The 26,979-nt window shown below is 61.0% G+C and carries 27 protein-coding genes and 2 tRNA genes; 9 read left to right on the top strand and 20 right to left on the bottom strand.

Translation table 11 applies throughout. The annotated features are described in order from the left end of the window. Positions 1-32: 32 nt before the first annotated feature. The 3 genes from AC1DS5_RS06040 to AC1DS5_RS06030 all read right to left on the bottom strand — a co-directional run bounded on the left by AC1DS5_RS06040 (position 33) and on the right by AC1DS5_RS06030 (position 2,716). Positions 33-1,619: a benzoate-CoA ligase family protein gene (locus AC1DS5_RS06040; RefSeq protein WP_477717349.1), complete on the bottom strand. Its 1,587-nt coding sequence runs from the start codon at positions 1,617-1,619 to the stop codon at positions 33-35. 109 nt (positions 1,620-1,728) lie between these two features. Then, a complete protein-coding gene (locus AC1DS5_RS06035) occupies positions 1,729-2,220 on the bottom strand; it encodes a flavodoxin domain-containing protein (protein WP_477717348.1) in 492 nt (163 codons plus the stop codon). A gap of 97 nt (positions 2,221-2,317) precedes the next feature. After that, entirely contained in the window at positions 2,318-2,716 is a 399-nt protein-coding gene (locus AC1DS5_RS06030; protein WP_477717347.1) for a DUF488 domain-containing protein, read from the bottom strand. Positions 2,717-2,995: 279 nt separating this feature from the next. Here AC1DS5_RS06030 and AC1DS5_RS06025 point away from each other — a divergent pair. The 3 genes from AC1DS5_RS06025 to AC1DS5_RS06015 all read left to right on the top strand — a co-directional run bounded on the left by AC1DS5_RS06025 (position 2,996) and on the right by AC1DS5_RS06015 (position 4,453). Beyond that, a tRNA-Pro gene (locus AC1DS5_RS06025) sits at positions 2,996-3,072 on the top strand. 57 nt (positions 3,073-3,129) lie between these two features. Continuing rightward, positions 3,130-3,206: transfer RNA gene (locus AC1DS5_RS06020), tRNA-Arg, on the top strand. A 233-nt stretch (positions 3,207-3,439) separates the two neighbouring features. After that, positions 3,440-4,453, top strand: a complete 1,014-nt coding sequence (locus tag AC1DS5_RS06015) for a TRAP transporter substrate-binding protein (protein WP_477717524.1) — start codon at positions 3,440-3,442, stop codon at positions 4,451-4,453. Between the two features lie 26 nt (positions 4,454-4,479). Here AC1DS5_RS06015 and AC1DS5_RS06010 read toward each other — a convergent pair whose 3' ends face one another. The 9 genes from AC1DS5_RS06010 to lexA all read right to left on the bottom strand — a co-directional run bounded on the left by AC1DS5_RS06010 (position 4,480) and on the right by lexA (position 14,041). After that, on the bottom strand, positions 4,480-5,184 hold the full coding sequence (locus AC1DS5_RS06010) for a glutathione binding-like protein (protein WP_477717346.1): 705 nt from the start codon (positions 5,182-5,184) through the stop codon (positions 4,480-4,482). Between the two features lie 291 nt (positions 5,185-5,475). Beyond that, complete coding sequence (locus AC1DS5_RS06005) at positions 5,476-6,735, bottom strand: acyl-CoA dehydrogenase family protein (RefSeq protein WP_477717345.1); 1,260 nt, start codon at positions 6,733-6,735, stop codon at positions 5,476-5,478. Positions 6,736-6,790: 55 nt separating this feature from the next. Continuing rightward, positions 6,791-7,882: a phosphotransferase family protein gene (locus AC1DS5_RS06000; RefSeq protein ID WP_477717344.1), complete on the bottom strand. Its 1,092-nt coding sequence runs from the start codon at positions 7,880-7,882 to the stop codon at positions 6,791-6,793. A 4-nt stretch (positions 7,883-7,886) separates the two neighbouring features. Next, the gene (locus tag AC1DS5_RS05995) at positions 7,887-8,612 is read right to left on the bottom strand and encodes a Crp/Fnr family transcriptional regulator (RefSeq protein ID WP_011483871.1); all 726 of its coding nucleotides are present in this window, start codon (positions 8,610-8,612) and stop codon (positions 7,887-7,889) included. A 296-nt stretch (positions 8,613-8,908) separates the two neighbouring features. Then, positions 8,909-9,688, bottom strand: a complete 780-nt coding sequence (locus AC1DS5_RS05990; protein ID WP_477717343.1) for an oxepin-CoA hydrolase, alternative type — start codon at positions 9,686-9,688, stop codon at positions 8,909-8,911. 177 nt (positions 9,689-9,865) lie between these two features. Further along, on the bottom strand, positions 9,866-11,383 hold the full coding sequence (locus AC1DS5_RS05985; protein ID WP_477717342.1) for a 3-hydroxyacyl-CoA dehydrogenase: 1,518 nt from the start codon (positions 11,381-11,383) through the stop codon (positions 9,866-9,868). A gap of 236 nt (positions 11,384-11,619) precedes the next feature. Beyond that, positions 11,620-12,627, bottom strand: coding sequence for a D-2-hydroxyacid dehydrogenase family protein (locus tag AC1DS5_RS05980; protein WP_477717341.1), 1,008 nt, complete (start codon positions 12,625-12,627; stop codon positions 11,620-11,622). A 191-nt stretch (positions 12,628-12,818) separates the two neighbouring features. Beyond that, positions 12,819-13,187, bottom strand: a complete 369-nt coding sequence (locus AC1DS5_RS05975) for a hypothetical protein (RefSeq protein ID WP_477717340.1) — start codon at positions 13,185-13,187, stop codon at positions 12,819-12,821. A gap of 149 nt (positions 13,188-13,336) precedes the next feature. Continuing rightward, on the bottom strand, positions 13,337-14,041 hold the full coding sequence (gene lexA, locus AC1DS5_RS05970; RefSeq protein WP_477717339.1) for a transcriptional repressor LexA: 705 nt from the start codon (positions 14,039-14,041) through the stop codon (positions 13,337-13,339). Positions 14,042-14,200: 159 nt separating this feature from the next. On the opposite strand from lexA, the gene AC1DS5_RS05965 reads away from it, so the two are divergent. Beyond that, on the top strand, positions 14,201-15,151 hold the full coding sequence (locus tag AC1DS5_RS05965) for an asparaginase (RefSeq protein WP_477717338.1): 951 nt from the start codon (positions 14,201-14,203) through the stop codon (positions 15,149-15,151). Positions 15,152-15,202: 51 nt separating this feature from the next. Here the strand turns inward: AC1DS5_RS05965 and adk are convergent, their stop codons facing one another. From adk to AC1DS5_RS05935, 6 genes are all read right to left on the bottom strand, one after another. Further along, positions 15,203-15,859 carry an adenylate kinase gene (gene adk, locus AC1DS5_RS05960; protein ID WP_477717337.1) on the bottom strand — a complete coding sequence of 219 codons (657 nt, stop codon included), beginning with the start codon at positions 15,857-15,859 and terminating at the stop codon, positions 15,203-15,205. Positions 15,860-16,052: 193 nt separating this feature from the next. After that, positions 16,053-16,832, bottom strand: coding sequence for a 3-deoxy-manno-octulosonate cytidylyltransferase (gene kdsB, locus AC1DS5_RS05955; protein WP_477717336.1), 780 nt, complete (start codon positions 16,830-16,832; stop codon positions 16,053-16,055). 22 nt (positions 16,833-16,854) lie between these two features. Continuing rightward, the gene (locus AC1DS5_RS05950) at positions 16,855-17,037 is read right to left on the bottom strand and encodes a Trm112 family protein (protein WP_477717335.1); all 183 of its coding nucleotides are present in this window, start codon (positions 17,035-17,037) and stop codon (positions 16,855-16,857) included. Further along, positions 17,018-18,088, bottom strand: coding sequence for a tetraacyldisaccharide 4'-kinase (gene lpxK, locus AC1DS5_RS05945; RefSeq protein ID WP_477717334.1), 1,071 nt, complete (start codon positions 18,086-18,088; stop codon positions 17,018-17,020). The genes AC1DS5_RS05950 and lpxK overlap by 20 nt, the downstream gene beginning before the upstream one ends. A gap of 10 nt (positions 18,089-18,098) precedes the next feature. Next, positions 18,099-18,527 carry an ExbD/TolR family protein gene (locus AC1DS5_RS05940; RefSeq protein WP_477717333.1) on the bottom strand — a complete coding sequence of 143 codons (429 nt, stop codon included), beginning with the start codon at positions 18,525-18,527 and terminating at the stop codon, positions 18,099-18,101. Positions 18,528-18,588: 61 nt separating this feature from the next. After that, entirely contained in the window at positions 18,589-19,227 is a 639-nt protein-coding gene (locus tag AC1DS5_RS05935) for a MotA/TolQ/ExbB proton channel family protein (protein ID WP_477717332.1), read from the bottom strand. A gap of 339 nt (positions 19,228-19,566) precedes the next feature. Here AC1DS5_RS05935 and xseA point away from each other — a divergent pair, with 339 nt between their 5' ends. Next, positions 19,567-20,877 (top strand): exodeoxyribonuclease VII large subunit, encoded by a 1,311-nt coding sequence (gene xseA, locus AC1DS5_RS05930; protein ID WP_477717331.1) that lies wholly within the window; start codon positions 19,567-19,569, stop codon positions 20,875-20,877. A 46-nt stretch (positions 20,878-20,923) separates the two neighbouring features. Then, complete coding sequence (locus tag AC1DS5_RS05925) at positions 20,924-21,505, top strand: superoxide dismutase (protein ID WP_477717330.1); 582 nt, start codon at positions 20,924-20,926, stop codon at positions 21,503-21,505. Positions 21,506-21,621: 116 nt separating this feature from the next. On the opposite strand, the gene AC1DS5_RS05920 is transcribed toward AC1DS5_RS05925, so the two are convergent. Next, positions 21,622-22,179, bottom strand: a complete 558-nt coding sequence (locus AC1DS5_RS05920) for a DUF192 domain-containing protein (RefSeq protein WP_477717329.1) — start codon at positions 22,177-22,179, stop codon at positions 21,622-21,624. A gap of 20 nt (positions 22,180-22,199) precedes the next feature. Beyond that, a complete protein-coding gene (locus AC1DS5_RS05915; RefSeq protein ID WP_477717328.1) occupies positions 22,200-22,535 on the bottom strand; it encodes a cell envelope biogenesis protein TolA in 336 nt (111 codons plus the stop codon). A 211-nt stretch (positions 22,536-22,746) separates the two neighbouring features. On the opposite strand from AC1DS5_RS05915, the gene icd reads away from it, so the two are divergent. The 3 genes from icd (at position 22,747) to clpA (ending at position 26,936) form a co-directional block, all read left to right on the top strand. Further along, the gene (icd, locus tag AC1DS5_RS05910) at positions 22,747-24,000 is read left to right on the top strand and encodes an NADP-dependent isocitrate dehydrogenase (RefSeq protein WP_477717327.1); all 1,254 of its coding nucleotides are present in this window, start codon (positions 22,747-22,749) and stop codon (positions 23,998-24,000) included. Positions 24,001-24,160: 160 nt separating this feature from the next. Next, a complete protein-coding gene (gene clpS, locus AC1DS5_RS05905) occupies positions 24,161-24,529 on the top strand; it encodes an ATP-dependent Clp protease adapter ClpS (protein ID WP_477717326.1) in 369 nt (122 codons plus the stop codon). Between the two features lie 70 nt (positions 24,530-24,599). Next, entirely contained in the window at positions 24,600-26,936 is a 2,337-nt protein-coding gene (gene clpA, locus AC1DS5_RS05900) for an ATP-dependent Clp protease ATP-binding subunit ClpA (protein WP_477717325.1), read from the top strand. The last annotated feature ends 43 nt before the right edge of the window (positions 26,937-26,979 follow it).

Raw genomic sequence — 26,979 nt, 5'->3', positions numbered from 1 at the left:
CTTCAAGCAGTTTGAACAATCTTCCGCAGCCTTTATCTGGCTTGCTGGGTCTGGCGCAGCTTGAAGCGCTGTATCTTGCCGGTCGCAGTTTTGGGCAACTCGTTCACAAACTCTATCCAGCGCGGGTACTTGTAGGGCGCCAGCAGCTGCTTGACGTGGGCCTGCAGCTCCTCGGCGGTCGCGCTCTGGCCGGACTTCATCACCACATAAGCCTTGGGTTTGACCAGCTGGTCGGCGTCCATCACCCCGATCACCGCGACCTCGAGCACGGACGCGTGGCTCATGAGGCAGGCTTCCACCTCGAACGGTGAGACATAAATGCCGCCCACCTTGAGCATGTCGTCGCTGCGTCCGCCGTAGGTGTAGAAGCCGTCGGCATCGCACGTGTACTTGTCGCCGCTCCGGGTCCATTCGCCGGCAAAGGTGGCCTTGGTTTTGGCGCGGTTGTTCCAGTACATCAGGGCAGCGCTCGGGCCGTTGATCTGAAGCTCGCCGATTTCGCCGACGCCACATTCGTGTCCATCGTCGGCCACGATGCGCAGCGAGTAGCCCGGCACGGCCTGGCCGGTGGTGCCGTAACGCACTTCGCCGGGCCGGTTGCTCAGGAAAATATGCAGCATTTCCGTCGAGCCAATCCCGTCCAGGATGTCACAGCCATACTGCGCCGTCCATTTCTTGCCAATCTCGGCAGGGAGGGCTTCGCCGGCGCTGGTGCAAATGCGCAAACGGAGTTCGGATTTCGCCGGCCGGGCCGGGTCTGCCAGCAGGGCGGCATAGAGGGTGGGTACGCCGTAGAAGATGGTGGGCTGGTATTTCCTGAGCACCCCAAACACCTCGGCCGGTGTGGGGCGTGCCGGCAGCAGCACTGTGGTGGCGCCCACGCTCATCGGGAAGGTCAGCGCATTGCCCAGGCCGTAGGCGAAGAACAGTTTGGCAGCGGAATACACCACATCCGATTCCTGGATTCCCAGCACCGCCCGGCCATAGAGTTCGGCTGTCTGGATCAGGTGACTGTGCAGGTGGACCGTACCCTTGGGCGCACCCGTGGAGCCGCTGGAATACAGCCAGAAGCAGGCCTCGTCGGCGCAGGTGTCCGCGACGGTTTTTGTGGCTGAAGCGTTACGCACCAGTTGGCTTACCGTGGGGTAGGTTGGGGAATCTTCGGCGTCCGCGACGATGACGGTCTTGAGTGTTTCCACCTTGCCCAACAGCGGTTCAAACGCCGGCAGCAGGGCCTGCGAGACGATGAGCCCCCGGGCGCGCGAGTCGCGCAGCATGAATTCAAAATCCTGGCTGGTGAGCAAGGTGTTGGCAGCGACGGGGACCACACCGGCCAGGATGCAGCCCAGGAATGCGACAGGCCACTGGGGCGTGTCCAGCATCGCCAGCATGACGCGGCTTTCGGGCGCGAAGCCCTGGTCCCGCAAGGCATTGGCAAAGCGCCGGGATTGCGCGGCAAGTTCGCCGTAGGTAAGTTGCTCTCCACTCAGGCCGTTGATGAAGGCGACCTTGTCGGGGCGCTGCGCATTGCGCTCGAGCAGGTCGTGCGCGGCGTTGTAGTCGCGGGGTATGTCCACCAGGGGAGGGCTTGCCGAATGATCGGCGCGACTCAGTTGCATGCGTGTCTCCGGTTACTTCTATTTGTATCGCTTATTTCACCTGTTAATCAAGAGCGAGAGAGAACAAAGACAGAGCAACAACGAGGGGCGAGTCACGGTTTTCCTGTTCTCAGGCGGTGGCCGGGCTGCTCCCCACGGCTTGCAACGCTTCGGCGAGCCACTGGCGGCACCATTCGGTGCCCTCCGTTTCGGGCACGGTGCCGCTGCTGGCGTCGTGACACCAGACCTCGCCGATGCGCTGAGCGCCAAGATCCTGCAGGCGCTCGTCAAATTGCTTGCCGCCAAAGCAGAATGTCTGCGCGTGGGCACTGTCACCAAGCGCGATCACGCCGTAGCGCACCTGGCCCAGGAACTGCGGCTGGGAGCCCAGTGATTCATACAGGGCGCGGGCATTGTCCGGGACATCGCCCGCACCATAAGTGGAGGTGCAGATGAGATAAAGCGCATCTTCTGCCTGGGCGGCATCAAAGGTCGTGATGTCCAGTGCGTCCATCAACTGGATGTCGATGCCGCTCACCAGGTCTGCGCAATCCATCTGAATTGCCTGTGCCACATGGTCGGCGGTGCTGGTCACGGTGCCCACCAGGATTTTGAGCTTCATCGAATAATCTCCGGAAAAAGTATGTGGCAAGTTGTCAAAGACAGCGCACCGCGGCATTCGCGCCAGTCGGCTCGAGCATCAAGGTTAAGCGATATTTTTAAGCGATATTTGCGCCGCGTTCGCCGAGCAGTTCGCGCAGCAGCGAGCGGTGGCAGCGCGCCTCGTTGTCGCAGTAACAGCCCACGGAAAAATTGGTGCGCTGCGACAGCGCGGCCAGCAGGTCCAGGCTGCGGCTGGCATCCGGCTCGGCCATCTCGGCGCGGTATTTCTTTCTGAAAACGACCCAGTCGCGGTCACCCTCCGGGCCGGACTGGGCAGACTGGCCCAGTTTCATGGTTTCCACGCTCGGCGCGAGGTTGGGGTACCAGACGTCGTACCAATTTTGTGACGAGAACTGGCTTTTGGGGACGCCGCGGGGAGGTCTTCGGACCGTGCCTATGCGCAGGCCTTCGTCGGCGCCGCGGGCTGTACCCAATTTGACGATCCTCACAGTCATGCCAGTCTCCTCGTTTTGCGGTCTGGCCTCCTGTCGGGCCAAGCGTTGCGGACAGCGGTTTTTTTTGGAGCAACACTATTTGAAGCTGAAATCGGTTCGAAGCCCTGTCGGGTCCAAGGCCTTCAAGGCGTTTCGAATCCACAGTTCGATTATTCCGGTGTGAGAGCCCATCTTGTGGCGGTGCGGGCGCTGTCCGGCATCTTTCCGGCATGAGAGATTGCAAAAAAATACGCGGTGCCTGCAGAATCGCCTCTGTCCGCGCTACAATAGCAGACTAGTCGGAGTGTGGCGCAGTCTGGTAGCGCACCTGGTTTGGGACCAGGGGGTCCAAGGTTCGAATCCTTGTACTCCGACCAACGAATTCATCAAAAAAGCTCACCTGTGTGGGCTTTTTTTGTATCTGCGTTTCATACCTGCCCGTAGCTCAGTTGGATAGAGCATCAGCCTTCTAAGCTGAGGGTCGGGGGTTCGATCCCCTCCGGGCAGGCCACGGCACCGGGCCAGCGTGCCGTGGCATTCGCTGCGCTTCATCCTCCTCCCGCCTGACCTCTTTCCTGCTCCCTTAAATCTCACGGATCGTCCGCCTTACAGCGCTTCCTGGCTGGTTTTGGCTTGCTTGTCGATGCACTTTTGCGGCAAACAGCTTTAACTTTTGAGTACATTGTTGTCGACATAATTGTTTACTTTAATGTTGAGAGTGTTCAATCAAGGAAGGATACTCTCATGAGAAGTTCAATATCCCGGCCTGGCGGCTGGAAGGTCATCAGGCTTGTGCCGGCGTGGGCCGCCCTGGCTTTGCTGGCTTTGGGTTCGGCCTTCGCGGAGCCACTGCGCGTTGCGGGAAACTTCGCGGCGAATCACTCCAGCAGCCTGGCAATGGCCCAGTTCAAGCTGGACGTCGAAAAGGTCTCCATCGGGCAGATCCAGGTCGAGGTCTTCCCGGCCATGCAGTTGGGCAGTGCCCAGGACAATGTGGACCAGGTTCGCAGCGGGAAGCTGTTCATGACCTGGATCTCGACGGCCTACCTTTCGCGCACGGTCCCGGAGCTGTCGGTACTCAGCATTCCATTTCTGTTTACCGACCGTCAGATCGCCTTTAAGGTCGTCGACGGCAAGGTTGGCGCCATGCTGGGAGGCAAGTTCGCCGCCAAAGGTTTTTTACCCCTGGGCTTCATGGAGTTGGGGCCACGTCAGCTGACCAACAGCCAGCGACCAGTCCGCTCGATCACTGATCTGAAAGGGCTGAAGCTGCGTCTGCAGCCGGATGAAATCCATATCGCGACGTTTCAGGCGTTGGGCGCGAACCCGGTGAAGATGGACATCAAGGAGGTTTATGGCGCGCTGCAGTCCGGTGCGCTGGATGCCCAGGAGAACCCCTTTGCCGTGATCCGGGACCGGAACTTCCATGAGGTGCAGAAGTACCTGACCAACACCTCGCATTTTTTCGATTTCATCGTGCTGGTCGCCAACAAGCAAAGGTTCGAAGCGCTCAAGCCGGAGCACCAGAAAATCATTCAGGACGCGGCCACCAAGGCGGTCATCGCGCAGCGGACCTCTGCCGCCGCGGAAGATATCGGCGCGATTGTCGATCTGGCAAACAGGGGCATGAAGTTTGAACCCGTGCGCCCTTCGTTCCGGGCCGACATGCGCAAGGCGACGGAAGGTATCGTCGACAGCGTGCGCCAAAAAGCCGGCGCGGACCTCGTTCAGGCTACCCTGGACGCCGCCGTGCGATAAGGACGGCGGCCTCAGCGGCCCCGCAGTTACCGCTTTGCGTACTGTGTCTTGCCAAACAGGATGTCGCGTTCCTTGTCGCCCGTGAGCGGGCGGCGCAGGTCCGCCAACACCTGTACGCCGCGCTGTACGGCCGGGCGGGCGCTGACGAGGTCGAACCACTTTTTCAGGTGGGGGTAGTCGGCCCAGTCGATGCCATGGTTGGCCCAGTTGCGCAGCCAGGGGAAGATGGCCACATCGGCAATGGTGTACTGGTTGCAGGCGATGAATTTGCTGGTGGCCAGCTGCCTGTCCATCACGCCGTAGAGCCGCCTGGTTTCATTGGTGTAGCGGTTGACGGCGTAGTCGATCTTTTCGGGTGCGTACTGGCGAAAGTGGTGGGTCTGGCCGATCATGGGGCCCACGCTGCCCATCTGGAACATCAGCCATTGCAAAACCTGGAATTTGAGCCGGTCGCTTTTCGGCAGCAGCTTGCCGGTTTTGGCGGCCAGGTAGAGCAGGATGGCGCCGGACTCAAACAGTGAAATGGGCTTGCCGTCCGGGCCATCGGGGTCGACCAGTGCGGGAATCTTGTTGTTGGGGCTGAGGGCGAGAAAGTCCGGCTTGAACTGGTCGCCTTTGCCGATGTTGACCGGAAAGGCCTGCCAGTCACGGCCGAGGCGAAAGCCGCACTCCTCGAGCATGATATGGACTTTGTGGCCATTGGGAGTGGGCCATGAGTAAACGTTGATCATTGGTGTTTCCGTGTTTTCTTTGGTACCAGGGTGCCTGCTGCACTGTAAAAGAAAAGCAGAAATCCTGTTGGAGCGGCTCTGAAACATGCGGATGTCCTGCGGCGCGGATATTCGCTGCGTGGCCTGGAGGGGCGCTGTTTCTCAAATGGCCCTGAAACGGTCCTGAAACGCGAGCCGACATTTGGCGACATTTGCGCTCTGGACAGACATGGGCGCGCCGCGCAACACACAAATAAGCCGTCGGCAGCCATGGGCTGTATGGCGCCGGGCCCGTCAAAAACCCGAAGCGGCTCAGGCGCCGCGCGTCACCGGCATGTCGATGTCACCAGGCATCGCCAGATGTTTGGCCAGTTCCAGCTTGGCCAGGGATGCGCGGTGCACTTCGTCCGGCCCGTCGGCCAGGCGCAGTGTCCGCTGGTGCGCATAGGCGTAAGCCAGCGGGAAATCGTCCGACACGCCGCCGCCGCCATGCGCCTGGATGGCCCAGTCGATGATCTGGCAGGCCATGTTGGGCGCCACCACCTTGATCATGGCAATCTCGGCCTTGGCGACCTTGTTGCCCGCGGTGTCCATCATGAAGGCGGCCTTGAGCGTCAGCAGGCGGGCCTGCTCGATCATGCAGCGGGCTTCGGCAATGCGCTCTTCCCACACCGACTGGCGGGCGATCGGCTTGCCGAAGGCGGTGCGGGTGTTCAGGCGCTTGCACATCAACTCGAGCGCGCGCTCGGCAATCCCGATGCTGCGCATGCAGTGATGAATGCGTCCGGGGCCAAGCCGGCCCTGGGCGATTTCAAAGCCGCGGCCCTCGCCGAGCAGCAGGTTGGCGGCGGGCACGCGCACATTGGTCAATCGCACCTCCATATGCCCGTGCGGTGCGTCGTCGTAGCCAAAGACGGAGAGCGGGCGAATCACCGTGATGCCTGGTGTGCTGGCGGGCACCAGGATCATCGATTGCTGTTCATGGCGGCCGGCATCGGGGTTGGTCTTGCCCATGACGATGTAGATGGCGCAGCGCGGGTCGCCCGCGCCGGACGACCACCACTTGAGGCCGTTGAGAACATAGTCGTCGCCGTCGCGTTCAATGCGGCACTGGATGTTGGTGGCGTCGGACGAGGCGACCTCGGGTTCGGTCATCAGGAAGGCCGAGCGGATCTCGCCCTTGAGCAGCGGGTCCAGCCACTGGTCCTTGTTGGCTTCGGAGCCGTAGCGTGCAATGGTCTCCATGTTGCCGGTGTCGGGTGCCGAGCAGTTGAACACCTCGGCTGCAAACGGCACGCGGCCCATGATTTCGCACAGGGGCGCGTATTCGAGATTGGACAGGCCTTCAGGCGCGCGCGGGGAGTGCGGCAAAAACAGGTTCCAGAGGCCGGCGGCGCGTGCCTTGGGTTTGAGCTCTTCAATGATGGCCGTGGGAATCCAGGCGTTTCCCTTGGCCCGGTTTTCGGCGATTTCCCGAAAGAAGCGGGCTTCGTTCGGGTAGACATGCGCCTCCATGAACTTCAACAGGCGCGCCTGCAGTTCCTTGACCTTGGGGGTGTAGCTGAAATCCATGATGTCTCCTGCAGGGGGTGTTGGTGAGGGGGTAAAAAAATTGCCAGCGTCAGCGTCAGCGCTGGCTTTCAAGCGCAAAGCCCCAGGCCATTTTGGCCAACAGCGGTGCGCCCGCTGCCGAGCTGACCGCCTGCGCGCTGGAGGCGGTACCGGCTTCCACCCGTTTGGCAATGCCCTGCAAAATGGCGGCGAGGCGAAACAGGTTGTAGGCCAGGTAAAAGTTCCAGTCGGCCTTGAGGGCTTCGGGTGTGGCCAGGCCGGTGCGCTCGCAATAACGGCGGATGTATTCGGCTTCCGAAGGAATGCCCAGGCTGGCGACGTCCAGGCCGCCAATGCCGCGAAACGCGCCCGGTGGTATGTGCCAGGCCATGCAGTGGTAGCTGAAGTCTGCCAAGGGATGGCCCAGGGTGGACAGCTCCCAGTCGAGCACTGCCAGCACGCGCGGCTCGGTGGGATGAAACATCAGGTTGTCGAGCCGGAAGTCGCCGTGCACGATGGAGACCATGCTGTCATCGCGCGCGCCGGCAGGGATATTGGCTGGCAGCCACTGGATCAGCGAATCCATCTCGGGAATCGGTTGGGTAATGGAGGCAGCGTACTGCTTGCTCCAGCGGCCAATCTGGCGCTCAAAGTAGTTGCCGGGCTTGCCGTAATCGGCCAGGCCCCGTTCCGCAAACTTCACGGTGTGCAGGGCGGCGATCACGCGGTTCATCTCGTCATAGATCTCGCCGCGCTGGGCGTTGGTCATCCCGGGCAGGGACTGGTCCCAGAGGACCCGGCCCTCGACGAACTCCATCACATAAAAAGCCCGCCCGATCACGGACTCGTCTTCGCACAGGCAGTGCATTCTGGCGACGGGCACGTCGGTGCCCTGCAGACCCTGCATGACCTTGAATTCGCGCTCCACCGCGTGGGCCGACGGCAGCAGCCTGGCCACGGGGCCCGGTTTGGCCCGCATGACATAAGACCGCCCCGGTGTGATCAGCTTGTAGGTCGGGTTGGACTGGCCACCCTTGAATATCTCGACGGTCAGCGGTCCCTCGAAACCCTCGAGGTGCTGTTTCAGATAGGTGCTGAGGACGTCGATGTCAAAGACCTGCTGCCCGGAAACGGCCCGAGTGCCTACAAAATGATCGAAATTGCTCATGGGCTTATTTGTCCATATCGGCTTCGGAGATGCGCATCAGGGCTTCGCGGTTTCGCACCACCAGGCCCCCTGGCTCGATGCGGATGGCCTCCTCGCGCTCCATGGACTTGAGCTCCTGGTTGACGCGCTGGCGGGAGGCTCCCAGCAACTGGGCCAACTCCTCCTGGGCCAGCTGCAGGCCGATACGTATTTCCTGGCCGTCGGCCAGGCTGGGCACGCCGTAGCAGCGCACGAGGTGCAACAGCTGCTTGGCCAACCGGGCCCGCAGGGGCAGGGTGTTGAGGTCTTCCACCAGGCCGAAGAGCTGACGGAGGCGGCGTGCATGGAGCCGCAGCATGGCCTCGTAGAGCTCCACATGGGCCGCCAGAATTTTTCTGAAATCGGCCTTGGCCACGCACAGGATCGTGGTGTCGCCGTGCGCATACGCGTCGTGCGTGCGGCGGTCGCCGTCGAAAATCGCCACGTCGCCAAACCAGATGCCTGGCTCGACATAGGTCAGGGTGATCTGCTTGCCCGAGAGGGAGGTGGAGCTTACGCGCACGGCTCCCTTCGCGCAGGCAATCCATTCTTCCGGCGGATCGCCGCGGGCGGCAATCAGTTCGCCGTCTTTGTAGCGTTTGACGTAAGCGCATCGCAGGATGTCGTGCCTCAGGGACGGGGACAGTGATGAAAACCATCGACCACTGTTGATGGCCGCTCTTTCATCTATCGTAAGAATAGGATCGTCCATGGCCTGTCTTTTAAGTGACTAACAAGACCACCATTGTCACCCCAGGCACGCCCCTTGCGCCACCCCGCTGTCACCTCGGCGTCGCGGGGGGAACTCGCTGTTCTAACCTGTCACGCAGGCACGCCCGATGCGGCCGGGACTCCCGTAATCCCGGTGTGGCGGGGCGAGCGCGCTGCAGATGAGCCTCATCTTTTGGGCTATCGCTTCCCATGCAAAGCAAGTTCTGCCACTGCGCTTTGCCATCCGTCTGGCCATGCATTACCGTCACCGGTTGGCGGAGCAAAACCGGCGGCTCCTCAGCGGTACTGCGGTGTGCGCTTTTCCAGGAATGCGGCGATGCCCTCGCCGCCATTGCTGTGGTGCAGGTTGCGCACGAAATGGTCGCGCTCGCAGGCCAGTTGCTGGCTCAGGGTGTTTGAGGACGCCTCATTGATGAGCTCCTTGATGCTGGCCAGCGCATTGGGCGCGCGCGCATTGAGTTGCCCGGCCATCCTGAGCGCTTCACTCAGGGCGTCGCCCGCGGATGCGACCTTGTTCACCAGGCCAAAGTCATGCAGGCGCTGGGCGCTGATGCGTTCGCCGCCCATGAGCAGCTCGCTGGCAAGGGCGCGCGGCAGAGAGCGCGCCAGGCTCCAGCTGCCGCCACCGTCGGGAGACAGCCCGACCGTGCTGTAGGACATCACAAAGACAGCGTTGCTTGCGGCGACGACAAAGTCGCAGGCCAGTGCCAGCGAAAAGCCGGCCCCGGCCGCCGCACCTTCGACCGCTGCAATCACGGGCTTGGGATAGGTGCGGATCGAGTCAATCCAGTTGTGCAGCCCTTCGATGCTCTGGGCCTGGACCTCGGGTGCCTCGCGCCGGTTGGCCTGCAGGCGCTGCAGGTTGCCGCCCGCGCAGAAGATCGCGCCCTCGCCGGTGATGACCACGCTGCGGATGTCAGGATTGTTTTCGGCGGCGTTGAGCGCCTCAATGCCCGCCGCGTAAATGTCGGGACCCAGGGCATTCCTGAACTCCGGGTTGCTGATCGTCAGGATAAGGGTCTGGCCCTCACTGGTACCTTTGATTGCGCCTGCCATGTCAGTTCTTTCGGGGTGTTGAGTTGGCCACGAAGGCCGCAATTCGCAGGTCTGCCACCAGTGGGGGCCGCGGAACTGGCTTTGCCAGGCCGCAGGCGCCGCCCCCTGGAGGGGGGAAGGTGCTACACGAAGTGAGCATCCGAAGGGGGTGATTCATTCCCATCCGACGGGGGTGTTTCACTCCTCATGCATCAGGCTCAGGCCAATGGCGCCGCGGCGGCGCAGCCACGGGGAAGGGCGGTAGCGCTGGTCGCCGTAGACGGTTTGCATGTTGAACAGCACCTCCAGCACGTTGGTGGGCCCGTAGCGGTCGCCCATGGCGAGCGGCCCGAGCGGGTAGCCCAGCCCCAGCGTCACGGCAGTTTCAAGATCTTTCGGGCTGCAGATGCCTTGCTGGCAGATGTCGCTGGCAATGTTGACGATGGTGGCCACGACGCGCTGCGTGACAAATCCGCCGCTGTCCCGTATCACGCTCACCGCCTTGCCGTCCCGGGCGAACAGGGCATGGGCGGCGTCGCGCATGTCGGTACGGGTGGCCGGGTTGGTGGCCAGGACCCGCCGCCGGGTCGCCGCGTCATCAATCAGCATGTCTATACCCACGGTACGCGCCGGGTCCAGCCGCTCCACCACGGCCACCGTGGTGATGTCAAACCCCAGGGGCGCCACCACCACCAGGGCCTGGGGCGACGCGGACTGGCCCGTTTCGATTTTGGCGCCGAGATTTTTCAGCAATTGCAGCAATTCCGAGCGCCGGGATGCTCTGGGCGAAACCCAGACCGGCGGCATTTCTGCGACCTGGGGCACAGGTGCTTCGGCCGGAAGCTGCATGACACCGTCGGCATAACGGTAAAAACCTTCGCCGGTCTTGCGGCCAAGCATGCCGCCCGCCAGCCGTTGCGCCGTGATGACGCTGGGGCGGTAGCGCGCTTCCTCGTAGTACTGGTGGTAAATGGACTCCATCACGGGATGCGACACATCCAGCGCGGTCAGGTCCATCAACTCGAAGGGGCCCAGCTTGAAGCCGGCCTGGTCCCGCAGGATGCGGTCTATGGTGGCGAAATCAGCCACGCCTTCGCTGACGATGCGCAGCGCTTCGGTGCCATAGCCCCGCCCCGCATGGTTGACGATGAAGCCGGGAGTGTCCTGGGCCTGCACCGGCGTGTGCCCCATCTGGCGGGCATGGCTGGCCAATGCGCTGCACACGGCTGCATCGGTTTTGAGGCCGGCGATGACCTCCACCACCTTCATCAGCGGAACGGGATTGAAAAAGTGGTAGCCGGCGAAGCGTTCCGGGTGTTTGAGCGCGGCCGCAATGGCGGTCACGGACAGCGACGAGGTGTTGGTCGCAAGCACGGTATGCGCCGACACGATGGTCTCGAGTTCGGCGAATAGGGCTTTCTTGACGTCCAGCCGCTCCACAATGGCTTCCACAATCAGTTCGCAGTCCGCCAGATCGGCCAGCGTGCCGGCCGTCAGAAGGCTGGCCTTGTGGCTGGCCGCAGCGGTGGTTTCCATCCGGCCTTTTTCCACCAGCTTGTCCCACTGCGCGCAGATGGCCTCCCGCGCCTTTTCCGCCGCGCCCGCCTGGTTGTCCATCAACTTGACGACGCTCCCGGCTTGCGTGGCAATCTGGGCAATGCCACGGCCCATGGCACCTGTGCCAACAATGCCAACGGTTTTGTAAATTGGTTTCATGGAAAAGGATTATTACGCAGGCGCAAACGACAGGACTGTGCCGCAATCCTGCTCGCGAGAAGATGCCCGGCTGCGACTGCCTCTGGCATGCGCCGGTGGCACAGCCGCAGGATATCTTGAGGGAGAAACCCGGGCAACAGAAAAAAAGCGGATTCCGGCTGAGGCTGGAGGCCATTGAATCCGGCCTCCCGTGCCAGCGTTGGCCCAGTGCTGGCAGTACCCGGCATCAGGGCAAATCAGCGGCGCACTTGCAGGGCACCGGGGTTGACGATGTTTGTCGGCGTTCCCTTGATGAAGTTCACGACATTGTCAAAGGCCGCCCCGAAATACATTTCATAACTGTCTTGCTCCACGTAGCCGATATGGGGTGTGCAGATACAGTTTTCCAGGCGCAGCAGTGCGTGGCCTTGCAAAATCGGTTCGGACTCAAAGACATCGACAGCCGCCAGTCCGGGGCGTCCGCGGTTGAGCGCGGCAATCAGGGCCTCAGGCTCGATCAACTCGGCCCGCGAGGTATTGACCAGCAAGGCAGTTGATTTCATGCGTGACAAATCTTCGAGGGTCACGATGCCGCGTGTTTCATCATGCAGACGCAGATGCAAACTGAGCACGTCGCTTTGCTCAAAAAATTCGGCTTTGCTGTCGGCAATTTCAAAACCGTCAGCCTGCGCCCGTTCGCGCGATGCTTCCCGCCCCCAGACGATCACTCGCATGCCAAACGCCCGGCCATAGCCGGCGATGATTTGTCCGATCTTGCCGTAGCTCCACACCCCCAGTGTCTTGCCCTTGAGAACTGAGCCAATGCCAAAATTGGGCGGCATGGAGGCGGCCTTGAGGCCGGCTTGCTGCCAGGCGCCGTGCTTCAGGTGTGATACGTAGTGGGGAATGCGGCGCATCGCAGCCATCACCAGTGCCCAGGTCAACTCGGCAGGTGCGGTCGGTGACCCAATGCCTTCCGCCACCGCAATGCCGCGCTCGGTGCAGGCTGCAATATCAATATGGCTGCCAACGCGGCCGGTCTGGGCAATCAGCTTGAGTTTGGGCAGTTTTTCAATTACCTGCCTGTTCAGCTGCGTCCGTTCGCGAATCAGCACGATTACATCGGCATCCTTGAGTCGGACGGACAGCTGGCCTATGCCTTTGACCGTGTTGGTGTAGACCTTGGCAGGGTATGCATCCAGTTTGGCCGCGCAGTTCAGTTTTCGCACGGCATCCTGATAGTCATCGAGGATCACAATATTCATGCCGATATTGTGCCTGCAAGATTTTTCTTCCCTCCGAACCGTGGCGCCTGAAAGCCGTCAACTTGTATCGGAAGGAAACCTGTTCCCCATGCCCCTGCAGTTCAGGGGCCGATGAGTGCGCGGCGCCACGGTGCCACGGTGCCGTGGGCTAACGGCCGTGGCAGGCTCAAAGTGTCAAAGGCGCACCGGCTTTACTGGACTGCGGTCTCACGTTGAGCCATGCGCTCGAGTTCTGCACAGACGTCAGACATGCGACCGGATATGACCATGCGGCCAGCGCAAGCGGGGCCGACGGCCGCGTCAAACTCGCGCACCACCTTCAAGCGGCTGGTGGCGGAGGTTTTTGCTGCCGCGGCATGTGCGGCGGCCGCGCACCGCCGGGAGGGAGTGCTGCCAGGCTTGAAGGGCACGGCCAGCTGATGGGGTGTGCGCCGGGTGCGGGCCGGGGCGGAAAACGGGTCTGAAGCGGACTGCGCAGGCACAAACCACGCCGCCAGGGCCTGCATGGGGGCAAGCAAAACCGAGAATACGGGTGAATTTGAAAAACTGACGATTCCCATGATGAACTCCTGAATTAGAGAGGCTTGCGCCCCAATGTTTACAGGCAGGATTTCGGGCTGGCTAAATCGCCAGTGGGGCCGCAACGCCAGGGTGTTGGCCAATCAATGACCAAACGCCCGCCACCTGTCGTGCGACCAGAAAGGGTTGTCTAGATGAGCATGGTGTTGCGGATCAAACCAACCGCGAGGCCCTCGAGCTCGAAGGGTTCGCCGGGCTCGACCACAATGGTTTTGAAATCCGGGTTCTCAGGCAACAATTCAATCAGATGCTTGGTGCGCCGAAAACGCTTGACCGTCACTTCGTCGCCGATACGGGCCACGACAATTTGGCCGTTCCTGGCTTCCTTGGCCTGTTTGACGGCCAGCAGATCGCCGTCCATGATGCCGGCATCCCGCATGCTCATGCCGCGCACCTTGAGCAGGTAATCAGGTTGTCGCTGAAACAGGCTGCTTTCAAAATAATAGGTCTGCTCGATGTGTTCCTGCGCGAGAATCGGGCTGCCAGCAGCAACCCGCCCCACCAGAGGCAGGGCGAGTTGGGCCAGGCTTTGCAACGGCAGGGAAAACTGTTTGACTCTGGACTCATGGATGGAGCGCAAGGTGTCGCTGCGCAGGCGTATGCCGCGCGAAGTGCCGCTGACCAGTTCAATCACGCCTTTGCGGGCCAGGGCTTGCAGGTGCTCTTCAGCGGCGTTGGCGGATTTGAAGCCCAATTCGTTGGCGATTTCGGCGCGGGTTGGCGGAGCGCCGGTGCGGGCGATGGCACTCTGGATCAATTCCAGGATTTGCTGCTGCCGAGCTGTGAGCTTGGGACCTTCGGAGGATAAATGCGGAAATTCGTTCAGGATGCTCATGACCGGGACTCCTTGATTCGTCAGCCTGGATTGGGTTGGATGCACCGGCCCGCTGAGGGATGACCGCGTACCTTGCCTTGTATTTACCTGTTTTAATATCCAGTACCTGTATTTTCATCCAGTTTTTCAAAGAACGCAAGTCCCCTTCTTATCCTTCTTATGAATCGTCAAACCATTGTGATTTTGGGTACCGGCGGCACGATTGCCGGCCGGGCCGCGACCGCCTCGGACAACATCGGCTACACCGCCGCAGAGGTTGGTATTGATCGGCTGGTGGCGGCGATTCCCGGGCTGGCCGAAGCCGGCCCTGTGGTCACCGAGCAGGTTGCGCAGCTCGATAGCAAGGACATGAGCTTTGCCGTGTGGGCGAAGCTGGCCGGGCGCGTCAACCACTTTCTGGCGCAGCCTGATGTCGAGGGGATCGTCATTGTCCACGGCACCGACACGCTGGAAGAAACCGCGTATTTTTTACAGGCGGTGTGCAGCCCCGCCAAGCCGGTGGTGCTGACTTGCGCCATGCGTCCGGCCACGGCCCTGGTACCGGACGGCCCGCAGAACATGCTGGATGCCGTGGCCGTGGCCCGCCACGCCGGCGCCAGGGGCGTGGTGGCCGTATGCGCTGGCACCATCCATACAGCGCGGGACGTGCAGAAGGTGCATCCCTACCGGCTGGACGCCTTCAGTTCGGGCGATGCGGGCCCGCTGGGCTATGTCGAAGAAGGGCGCCTGAGGTTATTGAGGAGTTGGCCTGAAGCTGACGAAAACCGGGCGCCGGACACCCTGAAAATAATAGCGGCCCTGGGCAGCGGGGCTGACTGGCCGCATGTTGAGATCGTCATGAGCCATGCCGGTGCCAGTGGCGCAGTGGTGGAAGCCCTGATGTCGCGGGGAGTGCGGGGCCTGGTTGTCGCCACAACGGGCAACGGCACCATCCATCATGCGCTGGAAGCTGCTTTGCTCCAGGCACAGGCCAGCGGCATCACGGTGGTTCGCGCCACGCGCTGCCCCGACGGCCAGGTGCTGCCCAAGCCGGGGGATCTCATTCCCGATTCAAAGGGGCTCAGCCCGGTGAAGGCGCGGGTGGACCTGATGCTCCGCCTGCTGAGCTGAGGCCCGGTGCATGCCGTTCAGGAGAACGGCCCGATGAGGCTTTGGGCCGCCTCAGCTCGACAGGGCCTTGAAGGCTCTTTCCGTGATTTCATCGACCCCGCCCATGCCGCTGATGGCGCGGTATTTGGGGGCGGCGTGGGGCGAAGTTTTCGCCCAGCTTGAGTAGTACTCCACCAGTGGACGGGTTTGCGCGCTGTAAACCTCCAGCCGCTTGCGCACGGTCTCTTCCTTGTCGTCTTCGCGCTGGATCAGCGGCTCACCGGTGACATCATCCTTGCCTTCGACTTTGGGCGGGTTGTATTTCACGTGGTAGGTGCGGCCCGAGGCCGTGTGCGAGCGGCGCCCGCTCATGCGCTCGATGATGGCTTCAAAAGGCACATCGATTTCAAGCACATAGTCAATCTTCACGCCGGCAGCTTTCATGGCGTCGGCTTGTGGAATGGTGCGGGGAAAACCGTCAAACAGGAAGCCATTGGCGCAGTCGGGCTGGGCAATGCGTTCCTTCACCAGGTTGATGATCAGGTCATCGCTCACGAGCGCGCCGGCGTCCATGACTTTTTTGGCTTCTATGCCTAGCGGGGTTCCTGCCTTGACGGCTGCACGCAGCATGTCACCGGTGGAAATCTGGGGGATGCCGTACTTTTGGCAGATGAAGGTCGCTTGCGTCCCCTTGCCCGCGCCAGGCGCGCCCAACAAAATCAGTCTCATGGATGTCCTCGGATTTTTATGAATTCAGGAAGTCAACCCGGGAGTTCGGCGCGCCGGTATCTCCATGGGCTGCTTGACAGGTGTTGAGGGCTGCCAGCACGTCATGCAAACCTCACCCCTGCTTTTTGTACAAGGATAGCATGTACACCCCTGACGGCAGCTTACACAGACGCCGGGGTGAGCTGGCTGGCCGCTATGAAAAGAGCTCGCGTGCCCTGGCCAGATCTTCCGGCGTATCCACACCCAGGCCCGGTGCCTTATCGGTAATGTGCACGGCAATCCGGTACCCATGCCAGAGGGCGCGCAATTGTTCCAGTGACTCCAGTTGCTCCAGCGGCGCCTGGGGCAGGGTAGGGAACTGCCGCAGAAAGCCCACGCGGTAGCCATAGATGCCGACGTGGCGCAGCGGTTTGGGCAGCTTGCTGCCCTTTTCGCCATCTTCCCACCAGGCGGTGCCGGCGAAGTCGCGTGCCGCAGGAATCGGCGAGCGGCTGAAGTACAGCGCGGTCTGGCGCGCATCCAGCACCACCTTGACGATATTGGGATTGAGCAGGTCAGCCATCTGGTCAATCGAATGCGCTGCCGTGCTCATGGCGCAGTCAGGCCGTTCATTGAGCAGGTGTGCCACGGCGTCGATGAGGGCCGGGTCGATCAGGGGCTCGTCACCCTGCACGTTCACGACGATGTCATCGTCAGCCAGGCCGAGCGCGGTGCAGGCTTCCGCCAGCCGGTCGCTGCCGCTGGGGTGGTCGGCACGCGTCAGGACCGCGGCAATGCCGAACGCCTTGCATTTTTCGATGATGTCGGCGCTGTCGGTGGCGACCACCGTGCTGGCGGCGGTGCTTTGCATGGCACGCTGCGCCACCCGCACCACCATCGGTGTCCCGCCGATGTCGGCCAAGGGTTTGTTGGGCAGGCGCGTAGAGGCCAGGCGAGCTGGAATGAGGACGGTGAAACTCATGCTCATGCTCATGTGGGCAGGAAACCGGCAACCATCACAGTCCCAGCTCCTCGTCGGTCAGGGTTCGGGCTTCGTTTTCCAGCAGCACGGGCAGTCCGTCACGCACCGGGTAGGCCAGCCGCGCGCTGCGGGAGATGAGTTCCTGTTTTTCCCGGTCGTAGACCAGGGGACCCTTTGTCACGGGGCAGACCAGCAGTTCAAGCAGTTTGGTATCCATGGCTTGATGGTAATTGAGAAAGCAGGGGCGCCAACAGTGCATCAAGCGCCCCAAAAAAGCCCGGTTCGGGCGAAAACACCAGCGGAATGGCCAAAAGGTGCAATGGCGCCAGGCCCGGCTTGCCAAACAGTTTGACCGCATCCTTCTCGGTGCACAGGACTGTCTTGCCTGCACAAGCCGCGAGATCGTCGGCGCCAAAGTCGTGATGATCGGGCAATGACAGGGTTTGCTCCAGTACCAGGCCGCGTGCCCTGAGCATGGCAAAGAAGGCTTCGGGATTGGCAATGCCGGCCAGTGCCACAAGAGGCCGGCCCTGCAGCGCGGCCAGGGCGATCTGGCTGCCATCGGCAGCAATGGCATGGTCAGCCAGTTGCCGGCTGGAGGTGAATCCTTCAAAGGCCGGCTTCAGGCCGGTGTGCAGCACCAGGTCCAGGCCTTGCTGCTGGCGCTCTGGCCACGGTTCGCGCAGTGGGCCGGCCGGCAGCAGCCAGCCGTTGCCGACACCCCGGTCATCAAACACGGCAATTTCAATATCCCGCTGAAGGGCGTAGTGCTGCAAGCCGTCGTCGCACACCACGACGGCCGTGGAGGGGTATGCCGCCAGCAGCAGGCGCACGGCATCCGTCCTTTTTTTTGCCACAAAAACAGGAGCGTTTGTGGCACGTTTTATAAGGGCCGGTTCATCACCCGCCTGGGCCGCAGGTGTCCCGGCACCCACTTCCAGACTTTCATGGCCGGACCGTCCGTAGCCGCGTGACACCACGCCGACATGCAGGCCCTGCGCCTGCAAATGCCGCACCAGGGCCAGCACCAGCGGCGTTTTGCCCGCGCCACCGGCCACGACATTGCCGACCACGATCACCGGAACCGCAAAGCGACGGGATTCGAGCATGCCGCTGCGATACAAGGTCCGGCGCAGGCGCACGACCAGGCCGTGGAGCTGCGCCAGTGGCCAGAGCAGGCAGGCCAGCCAGCCTCGTGTGAGCCAGGCCCTCACCAACAGGTTTCTCACGCGTTTCTCGCCATTTTGTGAAGGGAGAGCCGGCCGCAAGCCCCGAAAGCTATTTCGCGCCGGCCATGGCGCTGCTTTGGGTGGCGAAGGTGATCTGCGTCAATCCCTGGCGGCGGGCCGCTTCCATGACCGTGATCACCGCCTGGTGTGTGGCGCTGGCATCGGCGCTGATGATGATGATGCTCTCTTTGCCGGCTTTTGCCGCTTCGAGCAGTGCCGCACCGAGCACCCCGATCCCGCGGCCTTCCACCAAAGTCTTGTTGACCATGTAGCGGCCATCGCTGCTGACCGCGACGATGACCTCTTTGGGGTAGTCACGCTGCTGCTCAGCGTCGGCCACTGGCAGTTTTACCTGCAGCTCGGTGAACTTGCTGTAGGTTGTGGACAACATCAGGAAGATGAGTACAACAAGCAACACATCGATAAAGGGGATCAGGTTGATCTCCGGTTCATCATGCGGATGGGGGCGGAAGTTCATGAGCCGCTGCCGCCGGCGAGGCTCCGCGCCTTGCCCGAAGTGAAAAGCAGGGTGGTCATGGCTATTTCCGCAGCGTATTGAGGTGGCGTACGAAGCGCTCTGCAGCCAGTTCCATGGTGAGCAGGTAGCCGTCAACCTGGGCCCGGAAATAGCGCCAGAAAATCAGGGACGGTATGGCCACCATCAACCCAAATGCGGTGTTGTAAAGGGCGATGGAGATGCCTTGCGCCATCTGTACCGGGTTGGCCCCGCCAGAACTGCTGACGCTGCCGGCGCTGGCCTGGGCGCCGAAAATCTCGATCATGCCGATGACGGTGCCCAGCAGCCCCAGCAAGGGCGCCGCAGAGGCAATGGTGGCCAGGGCGGCCAGGTACCGCTCCAGCTTGTGGGCTGCCTGGCGACCGGCTCCCTCCAGGATGGAGCGCAAATCGTCCTCGCTGATCCGTGGATTGGCATTCAAGGCACGAAACCCGCTGGCCAACACTTCGCCAAGAACCGAGTTTTGTTCCAGCTGCGACACCACATCGGGTGCGGGAATGGCGGAACGGGAGACTGTGATGGCTTCGTCAAGCAGTCTGGGCGGTGCCACTTTGGGGGTTTTAAGGCTGGTAAAACGCTCAATGACCAGCGCAAGTGCCAAGACGGAGCAGGCAACCAAGGGCCAGATCGGCCAGCCTGCGGCTTGTATGATCGAAAACAATGCACATCTCCAAGCAAGTAATTTGTCTGGATTATGGCCTACCAAAATCAGGCCGCAGGTTTTACGTGCGGTCTGCGGGCCTGTTTCAAAAATGGTGTTCCTGTAAGACTTAACTCACAGAACATGTGGATAACTTTGTGAGCAAGTGGGCGCCATGGGGTTCGCGAGCCGCGCCAAATCGTGCTTGTGACAAAACGATGAAAATTTGAGCAGAATTAAGTTATTCAAAATCAATGAGTTACACGAATTCATCGCGATGTCCGAGTGCAGTTGCCGCTTTTCTCCGCGCCAGGCCGTGCGCTGTGGAGTATTGCCCCCGCATTTTCAAGGGGTTTGGCCATGTTTGAGGTGTCGCCCCGTCCTGAAAAACCGCCCGTCACCGGGCGCGAGCCCGGCATGCGGGTGTGGCCGGTGGGCTCGTTGTTGCGGGCCATTGCGGACAGTCTGGAGGCCCGCTTCAATCCGGTGGCCGTGCAAGGCGAAATCAGCGGCTTTTCGCGCGCGGCCAGCGGGCACTGCTATTTTTCCCTGAAGGACGAACAGGGGCAGGTTCGCTGCGCCATGTTTCGCCGCGCCGCCAGCTTGCTGGACTTTTCGCCGCGCGACGGCCAACTGGTCGAGCTACGGGGCCGACTCGGTGTATATGAGCCGCGGGGCGAGTTGCAACTGGTCGTCGAATCCATGCGGCAGGCGGGGCAGGGCAACCTGTTTGAGCAGTTCCTGGCGCTCAAGGAAAAACTCGAAACAGAGGGCCTTTTTGACGCGGGCCGCAAGCGGGCGTTGCCGCTGCTGCCCCGCGCCATTGGGGTAGTCACCTCTCTGGGCGCCGCGGCCCTGCATGATGTGGTGAGCGCTTTGCAGCGCCGCGCCCCCCACATACCGGTGGTGATCTATCCGGCCAGTGTGCAGGGCGGGCAGGCCGCAGGGGAGTTGCGCGAAGCGCTGCTCAAGGCCTACCGGCGTGACGAGGTGGATGTGCTGCTGCTGGTTCGCGGAGGCGGGGCCATGGAAGATTTGTGGGCCTTTAACGACGAACAACTCGCACGCACGATAGTGAGCTCGCCGGTGCCGGTGATCAGCGGTGTGGGGCACGAGACGGACTTCACCATCGCCGATTTTTGTGCCGATGTCAGGGCTCCCACCCCGACTGCGGCTGCGGAGTTGTGCGCGCAGCCGCAAACTGTCTGGCTCGACACCCTGGGCCTTGTACTGAAGCGTTTGCAACGCGGGGTGGATCGGCACATGCAGTCGCATGCCCAGCGTCTGGACTGGGCTGCGGCCCGTGTCAGCCGGCCCTCTCATCTGGTGACCCGCCAGCAGGCTCTTCTGGCCGGGCTCGCGCAAAACCTGCGGCACGCCATGCGGTCCGCCCTGATGCGCGAAACGCTACAGGTCCAGGCGTTGGACACGGAGCTACCCAGGGAAATCGGGGCAAGTTTGCAACGCAGCCGGGAACGGATTGAGCGTGCACAATTGCGACTCGAATTGCTGGATCCGAAACTGGTGCTGCAGCGCGGCTATGCCTGGCTGGCGGACATGCAGGGTCACCCTGTCACTCGCGCAAAGGCAACGTATGCGGGGCAGCCTCTTCGCGCTACCCTTGCGGATGGCGAGGTCGATTTGACCGTATCTGCACCTCGACTTATTTAGTTTTTACAATGACCCGGACAAGTTTTTAACCACCACGAGGAAAATCATGGAACATAAGCTCCCCCCGCTCCCCTACGCGCTTGACGCACTTGCCCCGTATTACAGCCAGGAGGCTTTTGAGTATCACCACGGCAAGCACCACAACGCTTATGTGGTGAACCTCAACAACCTGCAAAAAGGCACTGAGTTTGAATCGATGACGCTGGAAGAGATCATCAAAAAATCCAGCGGCGGCGTGTACAACAACGCGGCTCAAATCTGGAACCACACCTTTTTCTGGAACTGCATGAAGCCCGCGGGCGGCGGCGAGCCCAGTGGCGCACTGGCAGCAGCCATCAATGCCAAGTTCGGCTCTTATGCTGCGTTCAAGGAAGCATTCGTCAAATCGGCCGTCGGCAATTTTGGTTCCGGCTGGACCTGGCTGGTGAAGAAAGCCGATGGTTCGGTAGACATCGTCAATACCGGCCCGGCAGGCACGCCGCTGACAACCGCTGACAAGGCGCTGCTGACGGTGGACGTCTGGGAACATGCCTATTACATCGACTACCGTAACCTGCGTCCCAAGTTCGTGGAAACCTTCCTGTCCAACATGGTGAACTGGGGCTTTGCGGAAGCCAACTTCGCCTGACGCGGAGAAGGAGGAAAAGGACTTCGGTCCTTGCATGAAAAAAGCCGACCTCGCGTCGGCTTTTTTGTTTTTTTAAATGAGGCGGCCTCAGCCTGCCGTTCTCAGCCTGCGGTTGTTCAGCGCCTGGCCTCAAAAAGTGTGCCATTCAGGCGGGCGCCGGCCTTGATGCCCTTTTTGGCGAACCAGCCCTTGTTCATCTCAAGCACATAGCGCACCGGCTGTACCGAGCAATGCGATTCAGTCGTCTGGGGCTTCATGTCTGCAAGGTTCACGATGGTGCCATCGTCGGCCACAAACGCGGCGGTCAGTGGCAGCAGTGTGTTTTTCATCCAGAAACACTGCTGGGAGGGCTGTTCAAAGATAAAGAGCATGCCTTCGTGCTGGGGCATCGCCGTACGGAACATGAGTCCGATTTGTCGTTGTTGTGGAGTCGACGCAACCTGGGCGTCTATCTGGTGCATGCCGGCTCCCAGCGTTACCCGTGGGAGGTCGGTTTGGGGGGCATCCTGGGCGAACACACCGCCTGAGGTCACGAGGGCGCAGCTTATCAGTGCCTGGGTCACACTTCGGGCGACCTTGCGCGCGGCAAGTTTTATAAACATGGGTTCATGATAAGTTGAGTTGGCTGGCAGCATAAACGACGCCCATGAAAAATGCCCGCACAGGGCGGGCATTTTGACCGAAGTCCCAGGAATTACTTCTTGGCTTCAGAAGCTTTGGCAGCAGGCTTTTCTGCTTTCTTGGCGGCAGCGGCTGCAGCTTTTTCTTCTTTAGCTTTCTTGGCTGCAGCAGCTTTTTCGGCTTTGGCAGCTTTAGCGGCAGCGGCTTTTTCGGCTTTGGCAGCTTTAGCGGCAGCGGCTTTGTCTTCCTTGGCAGCTGGGGTTGCAGGGGTGGCTGCGGTTGCAGGCGTAGCTGGCGATGCGGCGGTAGCTGGCTTGGAGGCGGCAGCCATAGGAGCGCCGGCGTGGCTGGCGGCGAAAGCGCCAGTAGCGAACAGGGCGGAAATCAGTACAGCGAGGAGTTTGTTCATTTGGAGTTTCCTGAAATAACGTTATTGGAAGAATGCCCCCGAAAAAACTCGTGGACTGTACCGTAACGAAAACGCTTTCCCGCCGGTTGACACGCAGCCCGCATAAATTTCGGAATATTGTTTTGCGGCTAGAATTTAGGGGTTTTTACCTAACTGCTGAAAGCGGCGTTTCTTGTTGACGCCATCAGCGCTCACCGGAGACTTCTTAAACATGTACCAGCACATCAAGGTGCCCGCCCAAGGCCAGAAAATCACCGTCAATGCCGACAATTCACTGAATGTGCCTGACGAGCCGGTCATTCCGTTCATCGAGGGCGACGGCACCGGCGCAGACATTACGCCGGTCATGCTGAAAGTGGTCGACGCAGCCGTGGCCAAAGCCTACGGCGGCAAGAAGAAAATCCACTGGATGGAAGTGTTTGCGGGCGAAAAGTCCACCAAGGTGTATGGCCCCGACGTCTGGTTGCCGGAAGAAACGCTGCACGCCGTGCGCGACTACGTGGTGTCCATCAAGGGCCCGCTGACGACCCCCGTGGGTGGCGGTATCCGCAGCCTGAACGTAGCGTTGCGCCAGGAACTGGACCTGTATGTCTGTCTGCGCCCCATCCAGTATTTTGCCGGTGTGCCTTCCCCCGTGAAAGAGCCACAAAAGACCAACATGGTCATCTTCCGTGAAAACTCGGAAGACATCTACGCCGGTATCGAATTCGAATCGGGCAGCGACAAGGCCAAAAAACTCATCAAATTCCTGCAGGATGAACTGGGCGTCAAGAAGATCCGCTTCCCCAACACCTCCGGCATCGGCATCAAGCCGGTCTCCAGCGAAGGTACCGAGCGCCTGGTGCGCAAGGCCATCCAGTACGCGATTGACAATGACAAACCCAGCGTGACCATCGTTCACAAGGGCAACATCATGAAATTCACTGAAGGCGGTTTCCGCGACTGGGCCTACGCCCTGGCGCAAAAGGAATTCGGTGCCGAACTGATCGACGGCGGCCCATGGTGCAAGTTCAAGAACCCGAAAACGGGCAAGGACATCGTCGTCAAGGACAGCATTGCCGACGCCTTCCTGCAGCAGATCCTGTTGCGTCCGGCCGAGTACAGCGTGATTGCCACGCTGAACCTGAACGGCGACTATGTGTCCGACGCACTGGCCGCCCAGGTCGGCGGCATCGGCATTGCCCCGGGCGCCAACCTGAGCGACACCGTTGCCATGTTCGAAGCCACCCACGGTACCGCGCCGAAATATGCCGGCAAGGACTATGTGAACCCCGGCTCCGAGATCCTGTCCGCAGAGATGATGCTGCGCCACATGGGCTGGACCGAGGCCGCTGACCTGATCATCAGCTCGATGGAAAAGTCGATTGAATCCAAGAAAGTCACCTACGACTTTGCCCGCCTGATGGAGGGCGCGACCCAGGTCAGCTGCTCCGGTTTCGGCCAGGTGATGATCGACCACATGTAAAGCCAGCCAGGCTTGCCCCTGCAAACCGCCCGGGAGCGATTCCGAGGCGGTTTTTTCATGGGCGCAGAATAGTCAAATATGTCACGCTTGAATGTCGCGTTCCCGCCACCAATTTCCCCATTGGGCGCACTGGACTATATCGGTCGCTAGAATGAATTCCATGGCCAGCAAATCTCCCAAATCCCCGGCGCAGCCGCCGGCACCTGTCGTCAGACCCGATGATGTCAATGGCGGGGATTCGGTCGTTCTGGAGCGCCGCCCCCAAAAGACCAAACCGCCCCAGATGTACCAGGTGGTTCTTCTCAATGACGATTACACCCCGATGGAGTTTGTCGTGGTGATCATCCAGGAGTTTTTCAACAAGGACCGTGAAACTGCCACGCAGATCATGTTGAAGATCCATCTGGACGGCAAAGGCGTGTGCGGCGTGTTTTCCAAAGACGTGGCCGCCACCAAAGTCGACCAGGTGACCGAAGCAGCCCGAAAAAACGGGCACCCGCTGCAATGTATTAGCGAGCCCATTGAATAATGACAAATCCGGCCAATATTCCATTCAGAAGTCAGTGAAGTAAAACGTCAGCAAGCCGAAAGGAAAATCAATGATTGCCCAGGAACTAGAAGTCAGCTTGCACATGGCCTTTGTCGAAGCGCGGCAGCAACGTCACGAGTTCATCACGGTTGAACACCTGCTGCTTGCCTTGCTGGACAACCCCAGTGCCGCTGAAGTGCTGCGCGCCTGTTCAGCCAATGTGGATGATCTGCGCAAGTCGCTTGCCAATTTCATCAAGGACAACACGCCGCAGGTGGCAGGCACCGACGACGTGGACACGCAACCCACGCTGGGTTTCCAGCGTGTGATCCAGCGCGCCATCATGCATGTGCAGTCCACCGGCAACGGTAAAAAGGAAGTCACCGGTGCCAATGTGCTGGTCGCCATTTTTGGCGAAAAGGATTCCCACGCGGTGTACTACCTGCACCAGCAGGGCGTGACGCGCCTGGACGTGGTGAATTTCATCGCCCATGGCATCAAGAAGAGCGATCCGCCCGAACCCGCCAAGAGCGGCGAAAGCGCTGCCGAGAATGAGGAAGGCAGCGAAAAGAACGAGAAGGCTTCTCCGCTGGAGCAGTTCACGCAGAACCTGAACCAGCTCGCCAAGGATGGCAAGATCGATCCCCTGATCGGTCGCCAGTACGAGGTCGAGCGGGTGATCCAGATTCTCTGCCGCCGCCGCAAAAACAACCCGCTGCTGGTCGGTGAGGCCGGCGTAGGCAAGACTGCCATTGCCGAGGGTCTCGCCTGGCGCATCACGCAAAAAGACGTGCCGGAAATCCTGGCCGAGGCGAACGTGTACTCGCTCGACATGGGTGCCTTGCTGGCCGGCACCAAATACCGCGGTGACTTTGAACAGCGCCTCAAAGGCGTGCTGAAAGCGCTGAAGGACAAGCCCAACGGCATCCTGTTCATTGACGAAATCCACACCCTGATCGGTGCCGGTGCGGCCTCGGGCGGTACGCTGGACGCGTCCAACCTGCTCAAGCCTGCGCTGAGTTCCGGCCAGCTCAAGTGCATTGGCGCGACCACCTTCACGGAATACCGCGGTATTTTCGAGAAGGATGCGGCCCTGTCACGGCGCTTCCAGAAAGTGGATATCGTCGAGCCCACGGTGCAGGAAACGGTCGAGATTCTCAAGGGTCTCAAATCGCGCTTTGAAGAGCACCACAGCGTCAAATACGCCGTGGCCGCACTGCAGGCCGCGGCCGAGCTGAGCGCCAAGTACATCAATGACCGCCATCTGCCCGACAAGGCGATTGACGTCATTGACGAGGCGGGCGCCGCCCAGCGCATCCTGCCGGCCAACAAGCGCAAGAAAACCATCACCAAGACCGAGGTCGAGGAAATCGTGGCGAAGATTGCCCGCATTCCGCCCGCCAACGTCTCCAATGATGACCGCGGCAAGCTCAAGACCCTGGAACGCGACCTCAAAAGCGTGGTGTTCGGCCAGGACAAGGCGCTGGACGTGCTCGCGTCGTCTGTCAAGATGGCGCGTTCCGGCCTGGGCAAGGACGACAAGCCGATTGGCTGCTTCCTGTTCTCCGGCCCCACGGGTGTCGGCAAGACGGAGGCCGCCAAGCAGCTGGCCTACATCATGGGCATTGAGCTGATCCGCTTCGACATGTCGGAGTATATGGAGCGCCATGCCGTGAGCCGCCTGATCGGCGCGCCTCCGGGCTATGTCGGTTTTGACCAGGGCGGTTTGCTGACCGAGGCCATCACCAAGAAGCCGCATGCGGTGCTGCTGCTCGACGAAATCGAGAAGGCGCACCCCGACATCTTCAATGTGCTGCTGCAGGTGATGGACCACGGCACGCTGACGGACAACAACGGGCGCAAGGCCGATTTCCGCAATGTGATCATTGTCATGACCACCAACGCCGGTGCCGAGACGATGAACAAGGCGACCATCGGCTTCACCAACCCGCGTGAGGCGGGCGACGAGATGGCGGACATCAAACGCCTGTTCACGCCCGAGTTCCGCAACCGCCTCGATGCGGTGGTGAGCTTCAAGGCGCTGGACGAAGTCGTCATCCTGCGCGTGGTCGACAAGTTCCTGCTCCAGCTGGAGACCCAACTGGCCGAGAAGAAAGTCGAAGTCACCTTCACCGACGGGCTGCGCAAGTACCTGGCCAAGAAGGGCTTTGATCCGCTCATGGGCGCTCGCCCGATGCAGCGCCTGATCCAGGACACGATTCGTCGTGCGCTGGCCGATGAGCTGCTGTTCGGGCGCCTGATTGACGGCGGCCGCCTCACCGTCGACATGCAGGTCACCACGGACGAGAAGGGCGTCGAGACCGGCGAGGTCCAGCTCGACATCCAGCCGCTGCTGAAGAAAGAGGGCAAAGCCAGGCCCGAGGCAGAGGCCGCAGAGACCAACTGACGACGCGACGACGCGGATTTTCAGCGTACCCCCAAAAGGCCGG

It is taken from the genome of Polaromonas sp. P4_H1 (genome assembly GCF_056400945.1).
The sequence above is the reverse complement of the archived record's forward strand: the minus strand, read 5'-3'. Positions and strand labels throughout refer to the sequence as shown.

Coding starts and splice junctions, on each gene's coding strand:
- AC1DS5_RS06040 (WP_477717349.1), bottom strand. CDS start 1,619: ATGCAACTGAGTCGCGCCGATCATTCGGCAAGCCCTCCCCTGGTGGAC.
- AC1DS5_RS06035 (WP_477717348.1), bottom strand. CDS start 2,220: ATGAAGCTCAAAATCCTGGTGGGCACCGTGACCAGCACCGCCGACCAT.
- AC1DS5_RS06030 (WP_477717347.1), bottom strand. CDS start 2,716: ATGACTGTGAGGATCGTCAAATTGGGTACAGCCCGCGGCGCCGACGAA.
- AC1DS5_RS06015 (WP_477717524.1), top strand. CDS start 3,440: ATGAGAAGTTCAATATCCCGGCCTGGCGGCTGGAAGGTCATCAGGCTT.
- AC1DS5_RS06010 (WP_477717346.1), bottom strand. CDS start 5,184: ATGATCAACGTTTACTCATGGCCCACTCCCAATGGCCACAAAGTCCAT.
- AC1DS5_RS06005 (WP_477717345.1), bottom strand. CDS start 6,735: ATGGATTTCAGCTACACCCCCAAGGTCAAGGAACTGCAGGCGCGCCTG.
- AC1DS5_RS06000 (WP_477717344.1), bottom strand. CDS start 7,882: ATGAGCAATTTCGATCATTTTGTAGGCACTCGGGCCGTTTCCGGGCAG.
- AC1DS5_RS05995 (WP_011483871.1), bottom strand. CDS start 8,612: ATGGACGATCCTATTCTTACGATAGATGAAAGAGCGGCCATCAACAGT.
- AC1DS5_RS05990 (WP_477717343.1), bottom strand. CDS start 9,688: ATGGCAGGCGCAATCAAAGGTACCAGTGAGGGCCAGACCCTTATCCTG.
- AC1DS5_RS05985 (WP_477717342.1), bottom strand. CDS start 11,383: ATGAAACCAATTTACAAAACCGTTGGCATTGTTGGCACAGGTGCCATG.
- AC1DS5_RS05980 (WP_477717341.1), bottom strand. CDS start 12,627: ATGAATATTGTGATCCTCGATGACTATCAGGATGCCGTGCGAAAACTG.
- AC1DS5_RS05975 (WP_477717340.1), bottom strand. CDS start 13,187: ATGGGAATCGTCAGTTTTTCAAATTCACCCGTATTCTCGGTTTTGCTT.
- lexA (WP_477717339.1), bottom strand. CDS start 14,041: ATGAGCATCCTGAACGAATTTCCGCATTTATCCTCCGAAGGTCCCAAG.
- AC1DS5_RS05965 (WP_477717338.1), top strand. CDS start 14,201: ATGAATCGTCAAACCATTGTGATTTTGGGTACCGGCGGCACGATTGCC.
- adk (WP_477717337.1), bottom strand. CDS start 15,859: ATGAGACTGATTTTGTTGGGCGCGCCTGGCGCGGGCAAGGGGACGCAA.
- kdsB (WP_477717336.1), bottom strand. CDS start 16,832: ATGAGCATGAGCATGAGTTTCACCGTCCTCATTCCAGCTCGCCTGGCC.
- AC1DS5_RS05950 (WP_477717335.1), bottom strand. CDS start 17,037: ATGGATACCAAACTGCTTGAACTGCTGGTCTGCCCCGTGACAAAGGGT.
- AC1DS5_RS05940 (WP_477717333.1), bottom strand. CDS start 18,527: ATGAACTTCCGCCCCCATCCGCATGATGAACCGGAGATCAACCTGATC.
- xseA (WP_477717331.1), top strand. CDS start 19,567: ATGTTTGAGGTGTCGCCCCGTCCTGAAAAACCGCCCGTCACCGGGCGC.
- AC1DS5_RS05925 (WP_477717330.1), top strand. CDS start 20,924: ATGGAACATAAGCTCCCCCCGCTCCCCTACGCGCTTGACGCACTTGCC.
- AC1DS5_RS05920 (WP_477717329.1), bottom strand. CDS start 22,179: ATGCCCGCCCTGTGCGGGCATTTTTCATGGGCGTCGTTTATGCTGCCA.
- AC1DS5_RS05915 (WP_477717328.1), bottom strand. CDS start 22,535: ATGAACAAACTCCTCGCTGTACTGATTTCCGCCCTGTTCGCTACTGGC.
- icd (WP_477717327.1), top strand. CDS start 22,747: ATGTACCAGCACATCAAGGTGCCCGCCCAAGGCCAGAAAATCACCGTC.
- clpS (WP_477717326.1), top strand. CDS start 24,161: ATGGCCAGCAAATCTCCCAAATCCCCGGCGCAGCCGCCGGCACCTGTC.
- clpA (WP_477717325.1), top strand. CDS start 24,600: ATGATTGCCCAGGAACTAGAAGTCAGCTTGCACATGGCCTTTGTCGAA.